Origin of the sequence: Leifsonia sp. EB41 (assembly GCF_041262565.1) — a bacterium.
GTDB lineage: Bacteria > Actinomycetota > Actinomycetes > Actinomycetales > Microbacteriaceae > Leifsonia.
The window spans coordinates 1,041,985-1,061,370 of record NZ_JBGCCJ010000001.1 but is presented as its reverse complement, the minus strand read 5'-3'; the positions used below and the strand labels follow the sequence as shown (position 1 = coordinate 1,061,370).

19 protein-coding genes are annotated in these 19,386 nt (G+C 71.5%); 10 read left to right on the top strand and 9 right to left on the bottom strand.

Features of this window, described 5'->3' with window-relative positions; genetic code table 11:
• Nucleotides 1-3 precede the first annotated feature (3 nt).
• The 3 genes from ABH923_RS05175 to ABH923_RS05165 are packed head-to-tail and all read left to right on the top strand — an operon-like array spanning nucleotide 4 to nucleotide 2,570.
• Nucleotides 4-990, top strand: coding sequence for an amino acid ABC transporter permease (locus tag ABH923_RS05175; protein ID WP_370054300.1), 987 nt, complete (start codon nucleotides 4-6; stop codon nucleotides 988-990).
• A 47-nt stretch (nucleotides 991-1,037) separates the two neighbouring features.
• Nucleotides 1,038-1,790, top strand: a complete 753-nt coding sequence (locus tag ABH923_RS05170; RefSeq protein WP_179609265.1) for an amino acid ABC transporter ATP-binding protein — start codon at nucleotides 1,038-1,040, stop codon at nucleotides 1,788-1,790.
• A gap of 36 nt (nucleotides 1,791-1,826) precedes the next feature.
• On the top strand, nucleotides 1,827-2,570 hold the full coding sequence (locus ABH923_RS05165; RefSeq protein ID WP_370054299.1) for an SDR family oxidoreductase: 744 nt from the start codon (nucleotides 1,827-1,829) through the stop codon (nucleotides 2,568-2,570).
• Between the two features lie 85 nt (nucleotides 2,571-2,655).
• Here the strand turns inward: ABH923_RS05165 and hrpA are convergent, their stop codons facing one another.
• The gene (hrpA, locus tag ABH923_RS05160; protein ID WP_370054298.1) at nucleotides 2,656-6,519 is read right to left on the bottom strand and encodes an ATP-dependent RNA helicase HrpA; all 3,864 of its coding nucleotides are present in this window, start codon (nucleotides 6,517-6,519) and stop codon (nucleotides 2,656-2,658) included.
• An 86-nt stretch (nucleotides 6,520-6,605) separates the two neighbouring features.
• Here hrpA and ABH923_RS05155 point away from each other — a divergent pair, with 86 nt between their 5' ends.
• From ABH923_RS05155 to ABH923_RS05145, 3 genes are all read left to right on the top strand, one after another.
• Nucleotides 6,606-7,232 (top strand): hypothetical protein, encoded by a 627-nt coding sequence (locus tag ABH923_RS05155; RefSeq protein WP_370054297.1) that lies wholly within the window; start codon nucleotides 6,606-6,608, stop codon nucleotides 7,230-7,232.
• 5 nt (nucleotides 7,233-7,237) lie between these two features.
• A complete protein-coding gene (locus ABH923_RS05150) occupies nucleotides 7,238-7,528 on the top strand; it encodes a transcriptional regulator (RefSeq protein ID WP_370054296.1) in 291 nt (96 codons plus the stop codon).
• Between the two features lie 190 nt (nucleotides 7,529-7,718).
• On the top strand, nucleotides 7,719-9,287 hold the full coding sequence (locus tag ABH923_RS05145) for a long-chain fatty acid--CoA ligase (protein WP_370054295.1): 1,569 nt from the start codon (nucleotides 7,719-7,721) through the stop codon (nucleotides 9,285-9,287).
• Nucleotides 9,288-9,308: 21 nt separating this feature from the next.
• Here ABH923_RS05145 and ABH923_RS05140 read toward each other — a convergent pair whose 3' ends face one another.
• On the bottom strand, nucleotides 9,309-9,719 hold the full coding sequence (locus ABH923_RS05140) for a hypothetical protein (protein ID WP_370054294.1): 411 nt from the start codon (nucleotides 9,717-9,719) through the stop codon (nucleotides 9,309-9,311).
• A 73-nt stretch (nucleotides 9,720-9,792) separates the two neighbouring features.
• Nucleotides 9,793-10,626, bottom strand: coding sequence for an aldo/keto reductase (locus ABH923_RS05135; protein WP_370054293.1), 834 nt, complete (start codon nucleotides 10,624-10,626; stop codon nucleotides 9,793-9,795).
• Between the two features lie 59 nt (nucleotides 10,627-10,685).
• On the opposite strand from ABH923_RS05135, the gene ABH923_RS05130 reads away from it, so the two are divergent.
• Nucleotides 10,686-12,554 (top strand): thioredoxin domain-containing protein, encoded by a 1,869-nt coding sequence (locus tag ABH923_RS05130; RefSeq protein WP_370054292.1) that lies wholly within the window; start codon nucleotides 10,686-10,688, stop codon nucleotides 12,552-12,554.
• Nucleotides 12,555-12,560: 6 nt separating this feature from the next.
• Here the strand turns inward: ABH923_RS05130 and ABH923_RS05125 are convergent, their stop codons facing one another.
• From ABH923_RS05125 to ABH923_RS05110, 4 genes are all read right to left on the bottom strand, one after another.
• Nucleotides 12,561-13,175, bottom strand: a complete 615-nt coding sequence (locus tag ABH923_RS05125) for a dihydrofolate reductase family protein (RefSeq protein WP_370054291.1) — start codon at nucleotides 13,173-13,175, stop codon at nucleotides 12,561-12,563.
• Nucleotides 13,176-13,188: 13 nt separating this feature from the next.
• Nucleotides 13,189-13,521: a hypothetical protein gene (locus ABH923_RS05120; protein ID WP_370054290.1), complete on the bottom strand. Its 333-nt coding sequence runs from the start codon at nucleotides 13,519-13,521 to the stop codon at nucleotides 13,189-13,191.
• A gap of 440 nt (nucleotides 13,522-13,961) precedes the next feature.
• Complete coding sequence (locus ABH923_RS05115; RefSeq protein WP_370054289.1) at nucleotides 13,962-14,852, bottom strand: aminodeoxychorismate lyase; 891 nt, start codon at nucleotides 14,850-14,852, stop codon at nucleotides 13,962-13,964.
• 55 nt (nucleotides 14,853-14,907) lie between these two features.
• Nucleotides 14,908-15,201 (bottom strand): acylphosphatase, encoded by a 294-nt coding sequence (locus ABH923_RS05110; RefSeq protein ID WP_370054288.1) that lies wholly within the window; start codon nucleotides 15,199-15,201, stop codon nucleotides 14,908-14,910.
• A 32-nt stretch (nucleotides 15,202-15,233) separates the two neighbouring features.
• Here ABH923_RS05110 and ABH923_RS05105 point away from each other — a divergent pair, with 32 nt between their 5' ends.
• Nucleotides 15,234-16,745, top strand: coding sequence for a methyltransferase (locus ABH923_RS05105; RefSeq protein WP_370054287.1), 1,512 nt, complete (start codon nucleotides 15,234-15,236; stop codon nucleotides 16,743-16,745).
• On the opposite strand, the gene ABH923_RS05100 is transcribed toward ABH923_RS05105, so the two are convergent.
• Nucleotides 16,742-17,242, bottom strand: coding sequence for a metallophosphoesterase (locus ABH923_RS05100; RefSeq protein WP_370054286.1), 501 nt, complete (start codon nucleotides 17,240-17,242; stop codon nucleotides 16,742-16,744). The genes ABH923_RS05105 and ABH923_RS05100 overlap by 4 nt on opposite strands.
• 47 nt (nucleotides 17,243-17,289) lie before the next feature.
• Between ABH923_RS05100 and ABH923_RS05095 the strand changes: the two genes are divergently transcribed.
• Nucleotides 17,290-18,321 (top strand): aldo/keto reductase, encoded by a 1,032-nt coding sequence (locus ABH923_RS05095; protein WP_370054285.1) that lies wholly within the window; start codon nucleotides 17,290-17,292, stop codon nucleotides 18,319-18,321.
• An 11-nt stretch (nucleotides 18,322-18,332) separates the two neighbouring features.
• Here the strand turns inward: ABH923_RS05095 and ABH923_RS05090 are convergent, their stop codons facing one another.
• Nucleotides 18,333-18,926: an NADPH-dependent FMN reductase gene (locus tag ABH923_RS05090; protein WP_370054284.1), complete on the bottom strand. Its 594-nt coding sequence runs from the start codon at nucleotides 18,924-18,926 to the stop codon at nucleotides 18,333-18,335.
• 173 nt (nucleotides 18,927-19,099) lie between these two features.
• Between ABH923_RS05090 and ABH923_RS05085 the strand changes: the two genes are divergently transcribed.
• The gene (locus tag ABH923_RS05085; protein WP_370054283.1) at nucleotides 19,100-19,384 is read left to right on the top strand and encodes a hypothetical protein; all 285 of its coding nucleotides are present in this window, start codon (nucleotides 19,100-19,102) and stop codon (nucleotides 19,382-19,384) included.
• The last annotated feature ends 2 nt before the right edge of the window (nucleotides 19,385-19,386 follow it).

The following is a 19,386-nucleotide window of genomic DNA, read 5'->3' as shown; positions in this document are numbered from 1 at the left end:
CTGATGTCCCAGGGCATTCCTGCCGGTCCGGCGACGGGGGCAGCCCCGTCGCCGGCCGGCGCCCCGCCGTCCGAGCCGATCAAGGCGATCAAGCTCCGCCACCCGTGGCGGATCGTGTTCGCGGTCGTTCTCGTCCTGCTGTTCGTCTGGTTCATCATCGACGCCTCGCAGCGCTCGGCCTACGGCTGGCAGTACGTCGGCAAGTACGTCTTCGACAAGCGCATCAGTGCTGCTGCGCTCGTGACCCTCCAGCTCACGATCTACTCGATGGTCATCGGCGTCATCCTCGGCCTCGTGCTGGCCGTGATGCGGCTCTCGCCGAACCCGGTGGTCAAGTCCGTCGCCTGGCTCTACCTCTGGGTCTTCCGCGGCACCCCGGTGTACGTGCAGCTCGTGTTCTGGGGCCTGTTCTCGCTGATCTACCCGCACGTCTTCCTCGGTGTGCCGTGGACCGACGTCGGCGTGACCTTCGACCTCGGCTTCATGCAGAACGCGTTCATCATCGCGATCATCGGCCTCGCGCTCAACGAGGCCGCGTACATGGCCGAGATCGTCCGTGCAGGACTCCTCTCGGTCGACAGCGGCCAGGAGGAGGCCGCGACGGCCCTCGGCATGTCGTGGTGGCAGACGATGACCCGCATCGTCATCCCGCAGGCCATGCGCGTGATCATCCCGCCGACCGGCAACGAGGTCATCTCGATGCTGAAGACCACCTCGCTGGTCGCGGCGATCCCGCTCACCACCGACCTCTACGGTGTCGCGCGCGACATCTCGGCGGTCACCTACACGCCGATCCCGCTGCTGATCGTCGCCTCGCTGTGGTACCTGCTGTTCACCTCGATCCTGATGGTGGGCCAGTACTTCCTCGAGAAGCGGTTCTCGCGCGGCGTCAACATGCGCCGGCCGGACAACAAGGAGCCGGCGCTCGCCACGGGCGCACTGCCCGCGGCCGGCGCACCCGACGGCAACAACCTGGGAGGCAAGGGATGAGCGACGCGACGCAACGGGACACCAGCGCGCGGAGCGGCGTGACGCCGATGGTCCTGGCCGAGGGCGTCTCCAAGAGCTTCGGCTCGAACGAGGTGCTCAAGTCCATCTCGCTGTCCGTGCGGCCGGGTGAGGTGCTCTGCATCATCGGGCCGTCCGGCTCGGGCAAGTCCACCTTCCTGCGCTGCATCAACCACCTGGAGCGCGTGGACGCCGGCCGGCTGTCGGTCGACGGCCAGGTGGTCGGCTACCGGCAGCACGGGGACAAGCTCTACGAGCTGAAGCCCAAGGAGGCCTCCCGCCAGCGCCGCGAGATCGGCATGGTGTTCCAGCGCTTCAACCTGTTCCCGCACATGACGGCTCTCGAGAACATCATCGAGGCGCCGATCCGGGTCAAGGGCCTGCCGAAGGCTCGGGCCGTGGAGCGGGCGAACGAGCTGCTCGTGCGCGTCGGCCTCGCCGACAAGGGCGACCACTACCCGTCGCAGCTCTCCGGCGGCCAGCAGCAGCGTGTGGCGATCGCCCGCGCGCTGGCGATGGACCCGAAGCTGATGCTGTTCGACGAGCCGACCTCCGCCCTCGACCCCGAGCTGGTCGGCGAGGTGCTGGATGTCATGAAGGGCCTGGCGGCCTCCGGCATGACGATGGTCGTCGTCACCCACGAGATGGGCTTCGCCCGCGAGGTCGCGGACGAGCTGGTCTTCATGGACGGCGGCGTCGTGGTGGAGTCCGGAGACCCGCGCGAGGTGCTGGCCAACCCGCAGCACCAGCGCACGCAGGCCTTCCTGTCGAAGGTGCTGTAGCCGGGCGCTGCGTATTCGCTCTGCCAGGATGAGGGGATGACCGAGAACAGTCGTCCCCTCGTCCTGGTCACCGGTGTCGGCCGGCCCGCTGCGATCGGGACCGGGATCGTCCGGCGGCTGGCCGCCGACGGCTGGGATGTCGCGTTCGCGGACCTGACGCCAGAGCCCGGATTCCCGGAGGCGTTGGCCGCGGAGGCCGGGGCGCCGGGCGCCCGGGTGGCCGGTTTCGTGGCCGACCTCTCGACCGGCAGCGGCCCGGAGGAGCTCGTCCGCCGGGTGCGCGCCGAGCTGGGACCGATCCGGGCGCTCGTGGGCAGCCACGCGTACTCCGTCGACAGCGGCCTCCTCGACACGAGCGTCGCCGCGTTCGACCGGCACTTCGCCGTCAACACCCGGGGGAGCTGGCTGCTGATCAAGGCGTTCGCCGAGCAGTTCGTGGGCGAGCCCGGCTCCGGCCGCATCGTCGCCCTCACCAGCGACCACACCGCGCACAACCTCCCGTACGGCGCCAGCAAGGGCGCGCTCGACCGCATCGTGATAGCGGCCGCCGTGGAGCTCGCCCACCTCGGGATCACCGCCAACCTCATCAACCCGGGCCCCATCGACACCGGCTGGATGACGCCCGACCTCGCCGAGACCCTCGCGGCCGAGACCGCGCTCGGCCGCCTCGGCCGTCCGCAGGACACCGCCGACCTGGTCGCGTTCCTGCTGTCGCCGTCCGGCGGCTGGATCAACGGCCAGCTCCTCCACTCGAACGGCGGCTTCCACCTCCCCGTGTAGCGCCCCCAGCAATCAGTTCCGGAGTTGTGTACGCCCGTCGACGGCGTGTTGCGTACACAACTCCGGAACAGATTGCGGCGGGACGTCAGCCGGCGAGGACTTTGCGGATGCGTTGGATGGACACCGTCTCGGCGGTGCCGAGCGACTGCGCGAACAGCGAGACGCGGAACTCCTCCAGCATCCACCGCGCGTGCACGAGGTTCTCCGGCGCGTGCGCGGCGGGCGGGATGCGGCCGCCAGCCTCCGTGTAGAGCGCCGTCGCCGTCTCCACCTGCGTCTGCCAGGCGCGGTCGCGGCCGGGGTTGGTCGGCAGCGCCTGCATGCGCTGGGTGATCCCGTTCACGTAGCGGGGGAGGTGCGCGAGCTGGACGAGGCCGGTCGCCGAAACGAAACCCGGATAGACCAGCCCACCGAGCTGCGTCTTCGCATCGTTGAGCGCCGGCAGGTACGCCAGCGCCGTCGTGCCACCGATCGCCTTCTCGGCGGCGCGCGCAGCGGTCAGGATACGGGTGACCAGCGCGACCGTCTCGAACATCGAGTCCATCACGACCCCCGACACCCGGTCGCGGACCGCCTCGAACTCGGCGCGCATGAAGAGCTGGCCGTCCGGCTTCATCCGGTACAGCACCGAGTCGATCACGGCGAGCAGGCAGTCGTCGAACAGCGCCTTCGTGTTCGGGTACGGGCTCGCCGCCAGCGTCAGCTTCTCGTTCGCGGTCAGGTGCTGCTGCACGTACGCGACGGGCGACGGGATGCTCGCGAGCAGCAGCCTCCGGACGCCGCCGGGGAGCGCGCGCGCCTGTTCGGTCGGTGTCGACATCAGCCGGATGCTGACGCTCGCGCCGTCGTCCACCAGCGCGGGGTAGGCGCGGATGGTGTTGACCGTGCCGCCCGGACCCTTCTGCGTCGTGTCGAGGTGGCGGGGCAGCTCCTCCAGGTCCCAGGTGGTGAGGCCGGAGCGCTCGATCGCGTCGGGCGTGCGCGCCTCCGCGACGCGGGCGACCGAGTCGCGGGCGCGCGAGCGCAGCCGCTCCTGCAGCGCCATCAGATCCTTGCCGCTCGCGAGCGGGCGGCCGCGCTCGCCGAGCACCTGGAAGGTCGGCCGCAGATGGGCGGGCAGCCGCTCCAGGTCGAAGTCCGTTGCGCTGACCCGCGAGCCGGTCTGCCGCGAGATGGTGGCGGCGAGCGTCTCGGCGAGGGAGGCCGCGGGCCGGCGCCCGGCGTGGGCGTCCATCCCGGCCGCGCTGGACAGCTCGCCGAGCAGGCGCTTCGCCCAGTCGGCGGCGGGGACGACCTGGCGGCGGATCGCCTTCGGCAGCGACTTGATCAATGCCGTGACCAGGTCCTGGCGGAGGCCGGGAACCTGCCAGTCGAAGCCGTCCGGCACCAGCCCGGCGAGCAGCGGCAGCGGCACCTGCACGGTCACGCCGTCGTCCTCCGCGCCCGGCTCGAAGCGGTAGCGGAGGGTGAGCCGCTGGTCGCCCTGCCGCCAGACCGGCGGGAAGGCCTCCTCGTCGATCCCGGCCGCGTCGTCCTCGAGCAGCGCCTCGGCGGTCATCGTCAGGAGGTCGGGCGTCTCGGTGCGCGCCTTCTTCCACCAGCCCTCGAAGGAGCGGGTGGAGGTCACATCGGCGGGGATGCGTGCGTCGTAGAACTCGAACACCGCTTCGTCGTCGTTGAGGATGTCGCGGCGGCGGGTGCGCTCCTCCAGCTCGCGCAGCTCGGCGAGCAGTTTGCGGTTGGCCCGGTCGAACGCCTGCCGCGAGTCCCACTCGCCGTCCACCAGCGCGTGCCGGATGAACAGCTCGCGCGACAGCTCGGCGTCGATCCGCGCGTACTGCACGCGCCGGCGCGGGATGATCGGCACGCCGTACAGCGTGACGCGCTCGTAGGCGACGACCGCGCCCTGGCTTTTCTCCCAGTGCGGCTCGCTGTACTGCCGTTTGCAGAGGTCGCCGGCGATCGGCTCGGCCCAGGCCGGGTCGACAGCCGCGTTCATCCGCGCGAAGAGCCGGGAGGTCTCCACGAGCTCGGCGGACATGATCGCGTTCGGCTGCTTCTTGGCGAGCGCCGAGCCGGGGAAGATCACGAACCGGGTCTGGCGCGCGCCGAGGTACTCCGACTGCCGCTGGCCGCGCGCGGAGCCCTTGTTGCCCGACTCCCTGACGTCCTTGAGCCCGAGGTGCGACAGCAACCCGGCCAGCAGCGAGCGGTGGATGCCGTCCGGGTTGATCGACGGCTCGCCGATGGTGAGCTCCAGCGGCCGGGCGAGCTGGCGGAGCTGCCGGTAGACGTCCTGCCACTCGCGCACGCGCAGGAAGTTGAGGTACTCGGCCTTGCAGAGCCTCCGGAACGCGCTGGAGGACAGCTCGCGCTGCTGCTCCTCCAGGTAGTTCCAGAGGTTCAGCAGGGTGAGGAAGTCGCTGGTCGGGTCGACGAACCGCGCGTGCTTCTCGTCGGCGCTGCCGCGCTTCTCGACCGGCCGCTCGCGGACGTCCTGGATGGTGAGGCCGGCGACGATCGCCATGACCTCCCGCGACGTGTTGTGCCGCTTCGACTCCACGACCATGCGGGCGAACCGCGGGTCGATGGGGAGCCGGGCGAGCTGGCTCCCGATCTTGGTCAGCTCGATGCCGCCGGAGCGGGCGGACGGGCGGGTCGCGCCGAGCTCGGCCAGCAGGTCCAGCCCGTCCTTGATGCCGCGCGAGTCCGGCGGGGTCAGGAACGGGAACGCGGCGATGTCGCCGAGCCCGAGCGAGATCATCTGCAGGATGACGGCCGCCAGGTTGGTGCGCAGCACCTCCGGCTCGGTGAACTCCGGCCGCTTCTCGAAGTCCTCCTGCGAGTACAGCCGGATCGCGATGCCGTCGCTGGTGCGGCCCGACCGGCCGGAGCGCTGGTTGGCGCTCGCCTGCGAGATGGCCTCGATCGGGAGGCGCTGCACCTTGGCGCGCGTGGAGTAGCGGCTGATGCGGGCGGTGCCGGCGTCCACGACGTACTTGATGCCGGGCACGGTGAGGCTGGTCTCGGCGACGTTGGTCGCGAGCACCACGCGACGCCGGACGCCGGGCATGGTGGAGGGCTGGAAGACGCGGTGCTGCTCGGCGGAGGACAGCCTCCCGTACAGCGGCAGCACTTCGGTGCCGGGGAGGTTGCGGCCGCGGATCGCATCGGCGGCGTCCCGGATCTCGTTCTCGCCGGAGAGGAACACGAGCACGTCGCCTGCTGCTTCGCGGGCCAGCTCGTCGAGGGCGTCGTTGATGCCCTGGAGGTAGTCGCGGTCGGCCGCGGGCACCGGGTCCGGGTCGTCTTCGTCGGCCTCCAGTGCCTCGGCGACGAGCGGCCGGTAGCGCAGCTCGACGGGGTAGGTGCGGCCGGAGACCTCCACGATCGGCGCAGGCGTGCCGTCCGCGGCGGCGAAGTGCGCGGCGAAGCTCTCCGGGTCGATGGTGGCGGAGGTGATGATCACCTTGAGGTCGGGACGCTTCGGCAGCAGCTCGCGCAGGTAGCCGAGCAGGAAGTCGATGTTGAGGCTGCGCTCGTGCGCCTCGTCGATGATGATCGTGTCGTAGGCGCGCAGCAACCGGTCGCGGTGGATCTCGTTGAGCAGGATGCCGTCCGTCATCAGCTTGATGCGGGTCGCCGCGGACACCCGGTCGGTGAAGCGCACCTGGTAGCCGACCAGCTCGCCGACGCTCTGGCCCAGCTCCTCCGCGATGCGCTCGGCGATCGTGCGGGCCGCGAGCCGGCGCGGCTGGGTGTGGCCGATGCTCTCCCTGCCGAGTTCGAGGCAGATCTTCGGGAGCTGCGTCGTCTTGCCGGAACCGGTCTCGCCGGCGACGATGACGACCTGGTTCTCGCGGATCGCGCGCGCGATGTCGTCCCGCATCTGGCTGACGGGCAGCTCGGGCGGGAAGACGATGCGGGGGAGGGCGACCGGTGCGGACATGAGCCCTCCAGTCTATCCGTTCGGCGGACATTTACAGTTTCGCAAAACTCTTGTGCACGCAGAGTACTTTGTGTTACAAAGTGCGCATGAACGAGAACACGCCCGGCGACGCGCGGGAGATGCTGGACCTCATCGACGGCCAGCAACGTCGTGTCAGCCGTGAATACCGCCTCCCCGTCGTCTGGCTGTACACCGTGTGGGCGGTGGCCTGGCTGGTCGGCTTCCTCGCCCTCTACCTCGCGCAGCTCGGCCTGTTCGATCCGGTCGTCGCCGGCATCGTCTTCGGCGTCCTGATCGCCGGCTCGATCGTCGCCTCCGCCGTGATCGGCTCGCGCATCGGCCGCGGCGTACGCGGGGAGTCCCAGTACGCGGGCACCGTCTACGGCGTCTCCTGGTCGGTGTGCTCCGTCGCGTTCGCGCTGCTCGGCATCGGCATGATCGTGCAGGGCCTTGCGGGCGACTTCGCCGGACTGTACTTCCCGAGCGCTTACGCGCTGATGTGCGGCACCCTCTACCTCGCCGGCTCCGCGATCTGGCACGACCGGCTGCAGCTCGTGCTCGGCCTCGCCCTGCTGGTCGTGGGCGCGGTCGCGCCGTTCCTCGGCCTCGGCCCCAACCTGCTGCTCATGGCCGTCGCGGGCGGCGTGATCTTCGGCGCGGGAGCCATCGTCACCCTCCGGACGCTGCGCACCCCGAGCGCCCGGCGGGGGTGACCGGCGTGGACGAGCTGGACCCGATCATCCACGCCGCCGCCCGCCTCAAGATCACGGCGACCCTGGCGACGGTCGCGGAGGGCGGCAGCATGTCGTTCCCGCGCCTCCAGGAGCTGCTCGACCTCACCGCGGGCAACCTGGCGACGCACCTGCGCAAGCTGGAGGACGCCGGCTACGTGGAGGTCGAGAAGACGCACCGCGGCCGTGTCCCAGTCACCTACCTCGCCCTGACCACCTCCGGCCGCCGGGCCTTCGAGGACTACACCGCCACCCTGAAGTCCATCCTCGGCACCTGACCCCCGTTCGCAGCCGCCGAGGGGCACGTCGTTGTCACTTTCGGGTGCCCTAAGTGACAGCAACGTGCCCCTCGGCCGAGATGTAGAGGGTGGGGAGGGGCGCGAATTGGGCATTGTGGGCGCCCGCACCGTGACGTAGGTTTCCCTCAACCCGACCGGGTCACGTCACCGTCGACGAAGGAGCCCCGCCATGCCCCACGGCTACGCCACCATGTCCGTCGCCAGCATCCTGGCCGAGACCGCGCACCGGATGCCCGACAATGTGGCGTTGATCTTCAACGGCCAGGAGATCGCCTACCGCGACCTCTGGGACGAGACCCGCCGCTACGCGGGAGCTCTGCGCGACCTCGGCGTCGGGCCGGGGGACCGGGTGGCGCTGATGATCCCGAACGTGCCCGACTTCCCGCGCGCCTACTACGCGGTGCTGGCCCTCGGCGCGGTCGTCGTCCCGATCCACGCGCTGCTGAAGGCGGCCGAGATCGAGTACGTGCTGCGGGACTCCGGATCGACGCTGCTGATCTGCGCGGCGCCGCTGCTGGCCGAGGGCGCGAAGGGCGCGGCGCTCGCGGGCGTCCCCACCCTCTCGGTTCTGGTGCCCGACGAGATGGTCGAGCAGCTCCCGTTCCCGCGGCTGGAGGACGCCGCGGCCGGCGCCGAGCCGATCGACACGTACGTGCCGCGCGACCCGGTGGACACCGCGACCATCCTCTACACGAGCGGCACGACCGGCAAGCCGAAGGGTGCGGAGGGCTGCCACTTCGCCCTCGTGGAGCAGGTGAACGTCCTGCTCTCCGGCACCTTCGACTTCGAGCCGACCGATCGCGTGCTCGGCTGCCTCCCGCTCTTCCACACCTTCGGGCAGACCTGCGTCATGAACATGGGCTTCCGCGCGGGGGCGACCATCGTGCTCGTGCCGAAGTTCGACGGTGCGACCGCGCTGCAGCTGCTCAACGCGCACGCCTGCACGATCATGACCGGCGTGCCGACCATGTACATCGCGCTGCTGGAGGCCGCCAAGACCAACCCGGAGCGCCCGCCGCTGCGTTACGGCCTGAGCGGCGGGGCCGCCATCCCGGTCGCGGTCATCGAACGGATGAAGGAGGTCTACGGCATCGACATCCACGAGGGCTACGGCCTCACCGAGACCTCGCCGGTCGCCTCGTTCAACAGCCGCGGGAAGCCGACCAGGGTGGGCACCGTCGGCCAGCCGATCTGGGGCGTCGACGTCGAGATCGCGGACCCGGAGGTGGACGACGCCATCCACCTGCTGCCGCGCGGCGAGCTCGGCGAGATCGTCATCCGCGGCCACAACCTGATGAAGGGCTATCTCAACCTCCCGGAGGCCAACGCGGAGGCGGTCGTGGACGGCTGGTTCCGCACCGGCGACCTCGGCACGAAGAGCGACGACGACTACATCACGATCGTGGACCGCAAGAAGGACATGATCGTCCGCAACGGTTACAACGTGTACCCGCGGGAGGTGGAGGAGGCGCTCTCGACGCATCCCGCCGTCGCGCTCGTGGCGGTGTTCGGCGTCGCGCACGACACGCACGGCCAGGAGATCATGGCGGCGGTCACGCTGATGCCGGGATCCGACGCGACGGGGGAGGAGCTGGTCGTGTTCGCGCAGGATCGCGTGGCGGCGTACAAGTACCCGCGCCGGGTCGAGATCCTGGAGACCCTCCCGCTCGGCCCGAGCGGCAAGGTGCTCAAGCGCGAGCTCGTCGCCCGCTTCGAGTCGCAGACGCCGGTCGGGTGAGCCCGAATCCTCGGAGACGGGTCAGGGCGCGGTGTCGAGCAGGCGGAGGCGGTAGGAGGAGTTGAGGTAGTACGCGGCGAGCAGCGCGTAGCTGATGCACGCGACCGCGGGCACGACCGCGTTCTCCGGCTTGCTCGCGAGCGCGCCGACGCAGGAGATGAAGGCCAGGATCGCGAGGATCCCGCCCAGCCAGAATCCCGCCGCAGGGCGCCCGGTCGCCCGCCACCAGGGCCGCGGATCCTCGCGGTTCTCGCCCTCGCCGCGGAAGATGCGGGTCCCGACGATCACGTAGGCCACGTTGAGCACGGCGACGATCAGCACGTCGAGCGCCGGGTTGACGAGGCGGTCGATGATGAAGAAGTTGAGCGCCAGGATCCCGCCGAACACGCCGACGACGTAGATGACCTTCCCCGTGATCGTGGTGATTCTCACGGTGCGAGCCTAGCCGCCCGGCGGCAGGCGCGGAGGACCCGCCTCCGCGCCCGCCGCTGTGGCAGGTCCGGGGTCAGTTGACCTCGTTGGGGTGCGCGCTGACGCGGCCCTCGCGCTCCATCGCCGTGATCGCGGCGACCTCGGCGTCGGTCAGTTCGAAGTCGAAGACGTCGAAGTTCTCGGCCATCCGCTCGCGGCGGTTCGACTTGGGGAACACGATGTTCCCGGTCTGCAGGTGCCAGCGGATGACGACCTGCGCCGGGGTCTTGCCGTGCGCGGCGGCCGGCTCGGCGACCTCTGGAGCGTCGAACAGCGGGTACTTGCCCTGGCCGAGCGGTCCCCAGGCCTCGATGTGGATGCCGTGCTCGCGTGCGAACGCCGTGACCTCCGGCTGCTGGTGCGCCGGGTGCAGCTCGATCTGGTTGACGGCCGGAACGATCTCGGCGTTCGCGAGCAGCCTCTCCAGGTGCGGGACCAGGAAGTTGGAGACGCCGATGGCCTTGGCGCGGCCGGAGGCGTAGATGGTCTCCAGCGACTTCCACGCCTCGACGAAGGTGTCCTTCTGCGGGGTCGGCCAGTGGATGAGGTAGAGGTCCACATAGTCGAGGCCCAGCTTGGCGAGGGACTCGTCGAAGGCGGCCTCGGCGTCGGTCTGCCGGTCGTTCCAGAGCTTCGTCGTGACGAACAGCTCGTCGCGCGCGATGCCGGAGGAGGCGATCGCGGCGCCCACGCCCTCCTCGTTGCCGTAGATGGCGGCGGTGTCGATGTGGCGGTAGCCGACCTCGAGCGCGTCGGTGACGATGCGGGTCGTCTCGGCCGGGTCGACCTTGAAGACGCCGAAGCCGAGCTGCGGGATAGTGGTGCCGTTGTTCAGGGTCAGGAGCGGAGTATTTGCGTGTGCAACCATATCCTCCACGATAGCAAGACCGCGCGCTCCCACCGGACCCGGGGTCATAGGGTGAGCCCATGACGAACCGGCTGGCGGGCGCGATCAGTCCCTACCTGCGCGCGCACGCGGAGAACCCGGTGGACTGGTTCCCGTGGGGGCCGGAGGCCTTCGCCGAGGCGCGCCGCCGCGACGTGCCGGTCATCGTCTCGATCGGCTATGCGACCTGCCACTGGTGCCACGTGATGGCCCGCGAGAGCTTCAGCGACCCGGCGGTCGCCGCGCTCATGAACGAGCGGTTCGTGTCGATCAAGGTCGACCGGGAGGAGCATCCCGACGTCGACGCCGCCTACCTCTCTGCGGCGAGCGCGTTCACCGAGGGCCTCGGCTGGCCGCTCACCGTCTTCGCCACCTCCACCGGACGCGCGTTCTTCGCCGGGACGTACTTCCCGCCGGTCGCGACCGGAGGCCGGCCCTCGTTCACGCAGATCCTCGATGCGGTGGCGGACGCGTGGACGGAGCGCCGCGCCGAGGTGGAGGCCGACGCAGGCACGGTCGGGGAGGCGCTCGCCGCGGCGGCGGCGCGGGCCACGACGGCCTCCGAGCTGCCGGACGGCCGTGCTCTCGACGCGGCGGTCGGCGCGCTGGCAGAGACCGAGGACCCGTTGTACGGCGGGTTCGGCGGCGCGCCGAAGTTCCCGGTCGCCCCGGTGCTCGCTTTCCTGCTGGGACGGCCGGCGGGCCGCGAGCTCGCGCACCGCACCCTGCGCCGGATGGCGGACTCCCCGCTGCGCGACCCGGTGGACGGCGGCTTCTTCCGCTACGCCACCCGGCGCGACTGGAGCGACCCGCACTACGAGCGGATGCTGTACGACAACGCGCAGCTCCTCGACGCGTACGCGACGGCGTGGGCGCAGACCGGCGAGGAGTGGGCCGAGCGCACGGCGCACGGGGTGGCCGCGTTCCTGCTCGGCGTGCTCCGCCGGCCCGGCGGTGCGTTCGCCTCGGCGCAGGACTCCGAGAGCGTGATCGACGGCGCCCGCGTGGAGGGCGGCTACTACCGGTTGCCGCCGGCCGAGCGTGCGACGCTCACGCCTCCCGCGCTGGACGAGAAGGTGCTCACCGGCTGGAACGGCTTCGCGATCGGCGCGCTCGCCCGCGCGGGGCGGATCCTGAACCGGCCCGCCTGGATCGTCGCGGCGGGGGAGGCGGCGCGCTCCGTGCTCTCGACGCATCGCCGGCCCGACGGCACGCTCGGCCGCGCATCGGTCGACGGCGCCGTGTCGGAGGCGGTGGCGACGCTGGAGGACTACGGCGGCCTCGCGGGCGGCCTCCTTGAGCTGGCGCTCGCGAGCGGCGATGTGGAGGTCGCGACCGCCGCCCGGGAACTTGTGGACCTGTGCCTGGCGGCCGTCGAGGACTCCGGCGCGGCAGGCGACGAGTGCCCGTTCGGCGTGCCGGGCGGCGGAGACCCCCTGCTGACGTCGACCGGCCTCGCCGTGCGGGTCGATCCGTCCGAGGGCGCGTACCCGTCCGGCCTCACCGCGACGGCCTCCGCGGCGCACACGCTGTTCCTGATGACGGCGAGCCGCCGCTACGAGCGCGCCGCACGCGAGGCGATGCGGCTCGTGGCCGGGCCGGCGGCGAGCGTCCCGAACGCGTTCGGAGCCGCGCTGGCGCTGATGTCGCGGCTGGAGGGGGAGCCGCAGCAGCTCGTCGTCGTGAGCGAGCCGGCGGAGGGGGCGGATGACCCCGAGGGTCTGGTCGCTGCCGCCCGCCGCCATCCCGCCGACCTGGTCGCGTTGGTGCACGCAGCCCAGGCCGAGGCGCTGGCGGCGGCAGGCTTCGAACTGTTCGCCGCCCGCGGCACGCGCGACGGCCTCCCGACCGCCTACCTCTGCCGCGACTTCGTCTGTAATCTCCCGGTCACCGCGGCCGCCGGGCTCTGAGCGGGCTCAGCGGACGACCCGGTACGTCAGGTGCGCCACCTCCGGCGTCACCCGCGACCGCAGCAACTCCAGCTGCAGGGAGGGCACCCGGTCGAAGACCCGCTCGCCCGCGCCGAGCGTGAGCGGCACCACGTGCAGCCGCAGCTCGTCCACGATGCCCGCCCAGAGCGCCTGGTTGAGCGTCTCGGCGCCGCCGGCGATCGCGACATCGGCCTCCCCGGCGGCCGCGCGCGCCAGGTCGGTCGCCGCGTGGATGCCCTCGGTGACGAACTCGAAGGTCGTCCCGCCCTCCATCGGGATCGGCTCGTGCTCGTAGTGGGTCAGCACGAACACCGGCGCGTGGTACGGAGGGTCGTCGCCCCACCAGCCTCGCCAGTCGCCGAACGTGTCGCCCTCGGCCGGCCAGTCGCCGCGCACCGGGCCGAACATGTTGCGGCCCATCACGTAGGCGCCCGCCGCGGTGATCGCGGCGATCTCCTCCACGTGCGCATCGCGGTACTCGAACATCCAGGTGTGCAGGCGCTCCACCCCGCGCTCGCCGAGCGGGTTCTCCAGCGACTGGTTGGGCCCGGCGGCGAACCCGTCGAGCGAGACAGCGATATCGGCAGTGACGATCCCCATGCCGCCTGGTCTACTACGCGCGCTCCACCTTGTCGAGCATCCCCCAGACCGCTTCGGTCAGTTCGGGGTGCTCCAGCGCGATCCGGCGCAGCACGCCGTACTCGAACCGGGTGTACGTGTCGCGGCCCGCAGCGGGATGGTGCGCCCGGGACTGCTCCTCGGCGAGGTCGAACTCTTCGATGGCTCCGGCACGCAGGGCGATGATCACCTGCTCGTCGACGCTCGGCAGGTCGGGGATGAAGTGCCAAGGGTCCTCGCCCGCACGGCAGCGGTGCTCGATGATGGCGGAGAGCTCGTCGCGCGCCTGCTGGCGCAGCACTTCGATGCTGCTCGGGACCTGGTCCACGTCGCCCTCCTTCACTGCGCCTCTGTTCCCCATAGCGGCGGTCCCGGCGTCGTCGCCGGTACGGTGTCGTACAGCCTAAACGGCGAAAGCGGCCTCCGCGAATCGGGGTGTAACGGGAAGTCCACGGGCGGGTGAACACCTCCCGACCACCCCCACCCCCAACGGCCCGCCCGAACCGGGCCCCGCTCCCCGCTGCGGCTAACGGAGGAGATCCCACCCCCAGCCCCCGCGTTCTCCTCCTTTAGCTGACATGGCTCGGCGTGTCGGCCCGGATCTCCTCCGTTGCCGACGCCCGCGCCGTGGAGCGGGTAACGGAGGAGATAGAGGTCGACACGCCGACCGAGGTGGGTCAGCGGAGGAGTTCCGGGCGTGCGGGGGCCGAGACTCCTCCGTTGCCGACGCGAGGGCCGGCTCAGGGGTGCGGGACAGGAGGGTCCGGCTCAGTGGGTGCGGGAGAGGAGGTAGCGGTTGAGGTCGGCGGTGAGGGCGGCGTCGACGGGGTACTCCCGGCCGTCGAGGTGGGTGATCGGGCCGGCCTGCCGGACGCTGGAGACCAGCCACAGCGCGTCGGCCGCCGCCAGCTCCTCCGCGGTGATGTGGCGGTACTCGGTCGGGTAGCCGCGCTCGGCGAAGAACGCGAAGACGGCGGCCTGCGTCGTCCCGGCGAGGATGCCCTGGTCGGTCTGCGGCGTGCGGACCACCCCGTCGGCGAGCACGATCACGTTGGACGTCGGACCCTCCAGTGCGAAACCGTCCGAGCTGATGAAGATCACGTCGTCCGCGCCGCGGCGCCCCGCCTCCCGCTGGGCCGCGCGGTTCACGGCGTATGAGAGGCTCTTCGCGCCCGCGAGCAGCCACGGGGAGGTCTCCGCCACGTCGTGCCGGAGGCCGCGGTCGAGCGTGACGACCTTGAGGCCGAGGCGCTGCTGCGTGAAGTCCTCGCCCTTGTCGACGAAGATCCAGCCGCTCGGCCGGCCCGTACCCTCCACGCCGCGCGTGTAGATCAGCTTGGCGAACAGCTCGCCACCTTCGCCGTTGCGCGACTGGTAGTCCGCGACCCCGGCGAGGACCGCCTCGTGCCAGACGTGCTCGGCGGGCACCGGGAGATCGAGGAGTTCGGCAGAGTGCGCGAGCCGCATGAGGTGCGGGCCGAGCGCCTGCGGGTGGCCGTCGATGACGGCGATGGTCTCGAAGACGCCGTCGCCGCGGGTGATGCCGAGGTCGGTGATCCGCACCTGCGCGGCGTCGAAGTCGGCGAGGGCGAAGCCGGGGTCGCCGGTGGCGGGCTCTCCGGTCGGCACGGTGATGGTCAGCAGCGTCGCGCGGGTCATGTGCCTATTGTGCCCCGGCACGGGGCGCGAGGTCAGGGGTGGGGATGGTGCGGCGTCAGTCCGTCTGCCGGATGCGGAACGCGTCGTCACCGTCCGGGACCGCGTCGGAGACACGCACCTCCTCGACGGCGCTGCCGGGCGGCCCCGCGCGCAGCCAGTCGAGCATCCGGTCGACGCTCGCGGCGTCCCCCTCCACCTCGACCTCCACGCTGCCGTCGGAGCGGTTGCGCGCCCAGCCGGCCACGCCCAGCCGGTGCGCCTCCGCGCGGGCGCTCCAGCGGAAGCCGACGCCCTGCACCATCCCGGTCACGACCGCCCGCCTGCGGATCGTCGTCTGTTCCTGGCTCACGCCGCCCATTCTGCTCCTGATTGAATTGTCCCGTGACCTCCATCGACGCTCTCCGCTCCGACCTCACCGCCGCCGGCTTCACCGTCGACGGGCTGACCGCGCTGTGGGGCGAGGAGGCCGCGGAGGCGCTGCACCGCGGCCAGCGGGTCCCGGCCGAGCGGGAGCTCGCGCGGCGCGAAGCGAGTCCGCTGGCGACCCTCGCGACGCTGTTCGTGCTCGGGCGACCGGTCGGACGTTCGGCTACCACGGCGGCCCTCCCCACCGTGGGGATCGACGGCGCCGTGGAGCTGGGGCTCCTGCGCGCCGACCCCTCCGACGTGATCGCCCCCGCCGTCGACCTCCGCCCCTACGCCTTCGTGGACGCTCTCGGCCCCGCCGAGTGGTGGATCGTCTCCGACCTCGGCGAGCTCGCGCTGGGCGGCGCCCTCCCCGAGGACCACGTGCTCGGCGTCGGCGGCGCCTCGATGACGCTCAGCGGCCTCATGCTCCAGCGTCCCGTCCGCTCCGCGCTCGACCTCGGCACCGGCTGCGGCATCCAGGCCCTGCACGCCTCCCGGCACGCGGAGCGCGTCGTCGCCACCGACATCTCCGAGCGCGCCCTGCGGCTCGCCGCGCTCAACGCCGAGCTGAACGGGATCGACGGCATCGAGTTCCGGCTCGGGAGCATGTTCGAGCCGGTGGCCGGGGAGGCCTTCGACCACATCGTCTCCAACCCGCCGTTCGTGATCACGCCGCGGACAGAGGGCGTCCCCGCCTACGAGTACCGCGACGGCGGGATGGTCGGCGACGCCCTGGTCGCGGCGTTCGTCGCCGGCTGCGGCGAGCACCTGAACCCGGGCGGCGTGGCCCAGCTCCTCGGCAACTGGGAGTACCACGACACGGCGGACGCCCTGGAGCGCGTGCGCGGCTGGGTGGACGACTCCACGCACCCGCTCGACGCGTGGGTGATCGAGCGCGACACCGAGGACGCCGCCCAGTACGCCGAGACCTGGATCCGGGACGGCGGCACCCGGCCGGGAGCGACGTTCGACACGCTGCTGGGCGCCTGGCTCGACGACTTCGAGGCGCGCGGGGTCGGGGAGGTCGGCTTCGGCTACGTGCTGCTGCGGCGGGCGGAGGGCGTGCCGACCCTGCGCCGGTTCGAGCGCCTCCACGGGGCCCTCGGCGCGAATCAGGCCGGACTCGGCATCCACCTCGGCGAGTGCCTGGAGGCGCACGACGCGCAGTCCGCGCTGGACGACGACGCCTTCGGCGCGCTGCGGCTCACGGTCGCCGGCGACGTGGCCGAGGAGCGGCACCTGTGGCCGGGCGCCGACTCGCCCACAGCCATCCTGCTGCGCCAGGGCGGCGGTTTCGGGCGCGTGGTCGGCGCGGACACCGGGCTGGCGGCGCTGGTCGGCGCGTGCGACGGCGAGCTGAGCGTGGCTGCGATCGTCGGCGCGATCGCCCAGCTCCTGGAGGTGGACGAGGACGCCCTGCGCGCCGACCTCCTCCCGACCGTCCGCGCACTCGTCACGGATGGGATACTGCTGCTCCCTGCCTAGCGCGGCGGGAGGGGGACCAGGCGCACGTCGGTGAGGGAGGCGTCGGCGACTGTGGCGGTCAGGTACGTGCAGAACGGCTGGCGGCGGCGGTCGGTTGGGGAGCCCGGGTTCAGGAGGCGCAGGCCTCCCGGCGCGACCGTGTCCCACGGGATGTGCGAGTGCCCGAAGACCAGCACATCCACGTCGGGGAAGTCGCGCTCGCAGCGCTCCGCGCGACCCTTCGCCGGCCCGGTCTCGTGGACCATCGCGAACCGCAGCCCGCCGAGCTCGAACCGCGCGACCTCCGGCAGCCGGCGGCGCAGGCCGGGGCCGTCGTTGTTGCCCCACACCCCGATCAGCCGCCGCGACCGCTCCTCCAGCAGGTCGAGCGTCGCCTCGTCCACCCAGTCGCCCGCGTGCAGGACGACGTCCGCCGCCTCCACCTCGGCCAGCACCTGCGGCGGCAGCGCCTTCGCCCGGAGGGGGACGTGCGTGTCGGACAGCATCAGCAGCTTCACGTTGCCAAACGGTAGGCGATAAGCCGCGACGAGGCTAGCGTCGGGGCATGGACCTCAGGACCCTCGGAAACAGCGGAACCATCGTGTCCGCCTTCGCCCTCGGCACCATGACCTTCGGCGCGGAGGCCGACGAGCCGACCTCCCATGCCATCCTGGATCGCTTCGTCGACGCCGGCGGCACCCTCATCGACACCGCGGACGTCTACAGCGCGGGGACGTCGGAGACGATCATCGGACGCTGGCTGTCCCGCAAGCACGGCGCCCGCGACCGCCTCGTCATCGCGACCAAGGCGCGCTTCCCGATGGGGCCCGGCTCCAACGACCTCGGCCTGTCCCGCACCCACCTGCGCAAGGCCCTGGACGACTCGCTGCGCCGGCTCGACGTGGATCACATCGACCTCTACCAGATGCACGCCTGGGACTACCTCACCCCGCTGGAGGAGACGCTGCGCTTCCTGGACGACGCAGTGACCGCAGGGAAGATCGGCTACTACGGCTTCTCCAACTACCTCGGCTGGCAGCTCACCAAGGCCGTCGCCGTCGCGGACGCCTACGGTTTCGTCGCGCCGGTCACGCTGCAGCCGCAGTACAGCCTCCTGGTGCGCGGCATCGAGCACGAGATCGTCCCGGCCGCACTGGACTCCGGGATCGGTCTCCTGCCGTGGTCGCCGCTGGCCGGCGGCTGGCTGAGCGGCAAGTACCGCCGCGACGAGTCGCCCACCGGTGCGACGCGGCTCGGCGAGAACCCGAAGCGCGGGATGGAGGCCTTCGACGCCCGCAACGCCGACCCGCACACGTGGGAGGTCATCGACGCGGTGCAGGCCGTCGCCGAGGAGACCGGCGCGAGCATGTCGCAAGTGGCCCTCGCCTGGCTGGTCGACCGTCCGGCGGTGTCGAGCGTGATCCTCGGCGCCCGCACGCTCGAGCAGCTCGACGACAACCTCGCGGCGGGCGAGCTGGAGCTGACGGACGATCAGCTCTACCGGCTCGACGACGCGAGCGCGCCGCGCTCGGAGGTCTACCCCTACGGCCCCCAGGCCGTCGCCCAGCGGCACCGCAAGCGCGAAGGCGGTCGCTGACCGTCGCCCGGCTACCGCGGGGCCGGGACGACCGTCAGCACCCGCTCGATGTACTCGAAGAACGACACCATGAAGCGGCGGAGGAAGGCCTCCGTCGACTCGTTCGTGACCGTCCCGTCGTCCTCGATCAGGCCGGGCTTCAGCTGGATGTAGGCCTCCGGCGCGTTCATCTGCGGCGCCTGCAGGAAGCTCAGGACACTGCGGAGCTGCTGCTGCGCGACCGCGGTGCCGATCGGACCGGTGGACGCCCCGATCACGGCCGTTGCCTTGCGGGCGATCACGTTCTCGCCGTGCGGCCGGCTCGCCCAGTCGATCGCGTTCTTCAGCGCTCCGGGGATGGAGCGGTTGTACTCGGGCGTGATGAACAGCAGCGCCTGCTGCGCCGCGATCGACGCCTTGAAGTCGCGGACGACCTCCGGGAAGTCCCCGTCGTAGTCGCGGCTGTAGAGGGGCAGGTCGGCGATCCCGATGTCGGTGAAGACCAGCTCCTCCGGCGCCAGCTTCAGGAGCGCCTTCGAGAGCCTGCGGTTGATGGACCCCGACGAGATGCTGCCGACGATGTAGCCGACCCGGTAAGGCGGTTGGAGCTCGTTGACCGTTGCCATGCCGTCAGCTTGCCCCCGGCCTCGCGCGGTGTCGAGTCCCGCACCTGAGACCTGCGCGCCTCCATCTGAGTCCTCGGGACGCCGGAATAGGGCATCTTCCCGATGTGGGAGGGGGTCCTTAGCGACGAGTCTGAGGTCATCGAGAAAACAGTGCGACGAAGGGTGTGGGGATCATGATGCTGTCCGAGGAGTTCGTGGCCGCGCGGGTGAACGCGGGGGATGCCCAGCGGGCCGAGCACGACCGGGAGCTGGTGCGCCGCCTCCGCGAGGAGCGGGCGGAGCGCCGGGCGGAGCGGGCGGCCGGGCGCCGGGCGCGGCACGCGGCGGCGCAGGCCGTGGCCGAGTCCGTCGCAGCGCCGGCCGCGGCCGGGTCCGGGACGGCTCAGGAGCACGCCTCCGTGACGGCTCCCGAGGCCGCGAACGAGGACCGGCGGGAGCTCGCCCACGCAGGGCGATGACC

What these genes read in the sequence shown, in the direction of transcription:
- ABH923_RS05090 (WP_370054284.1), bottom strand. Translation starts at nt 18,926, where the DNA reads ATGGCAACGGTCAACGAGCTCCAACCGCCTTACCGGGTCGGCTACATC.
- ABH923_RS05135 (WP_370054293.1), bottom strand. Translation starts at nt 10,626, where the DNA reads ATGGTTGCACACGCAAATACTCCGCTCCTGACCCTGAACAACGGCACC.
- ABH923_RS05165 (WP_370054299.1), top strand. Translation starts at nt 1,827, where the DNA reads ATGACCGAGAACAGTCGTCCCCTCGTCCTGGTCACCGGTGTCGGCCGG.
- ABH923_RS05115 (WP_370054289.1), bottom strand. Translation starts at nt 14,852, where the DNA reads ATGACCCGCGCGACGCTGCTGACCATCACCGTGCCGACCGGAGAGCCC.
- ABH923_RS05085 (WP_370054283.1), top strand. Translation starts at nt 19,100, where the DNA reads ATGATGCTGTCCGAGGAGTTCGTGGCCGCGCGGGTGAACGCGGGGGAT.
- ABH923_RS05130 (WP_370054292.1), top strand. Translation starts at nt 10,686, where the DNA reads ATGACGAACCGGCTGGCGGGCGCGATCAGTCCCTACCTGCGCGCGCAC.
- ABH923_RS05155 (WP_370054297.1), top strand. Translation starts at nt 6,606, where the DNA reads ATGAACGAGAACACGCCCGGCGACGCGCGGGAGATGCTGGACCTCATC.
- ABH923_RS05125 (WP_370054291.1), bottom strand. Translation starts at nt 13,175, where the DNA reads ATGGGGATCGTCACTGCCGATATCGCTGTCTCGCTCGACGGGTTCGCC.
- ABH923_RS05170 (WP_179609265.1), top strand. Translation starts at nt 1,038, where the DNA reads ATGGTCCTGGCCGAGGGCGTCTCCAAGAGCTTCGGCTCGAACGAGGTG.
- ABH923_RS05175 (WP_370054300.1), top strand. Translation starts at nt 4, where the DNA reads ATGTCCCAGGGCATTCCTGCCGGTCCGGCGACGGGGGCAGCCCCGTCG.
- hrpA (WP_370054298.1), bottom strand. Translation starts at nt 6,519, where the DNA reads ATGTCCGCACCGGTCGCCCTCCCCCGCATCGTCTTCCCGCCCGAGCTG.
- ABH923_RS05095 (WP_370054285.1), top strand. Translation starts at nt 17,290, where the DNA reads ATGGACCTCAGGACCCTCGGAAACAGCGGAACCATCGTGTCCGCCTTC.
- ABH923_RS05145 (WP_370054295.1), top strand. Translation starts at nt 7,719, where the DNA reads ATGCCCCACGGCTACGCCACCATGTCCGTCGCCAGCATCCTGGCCGAG.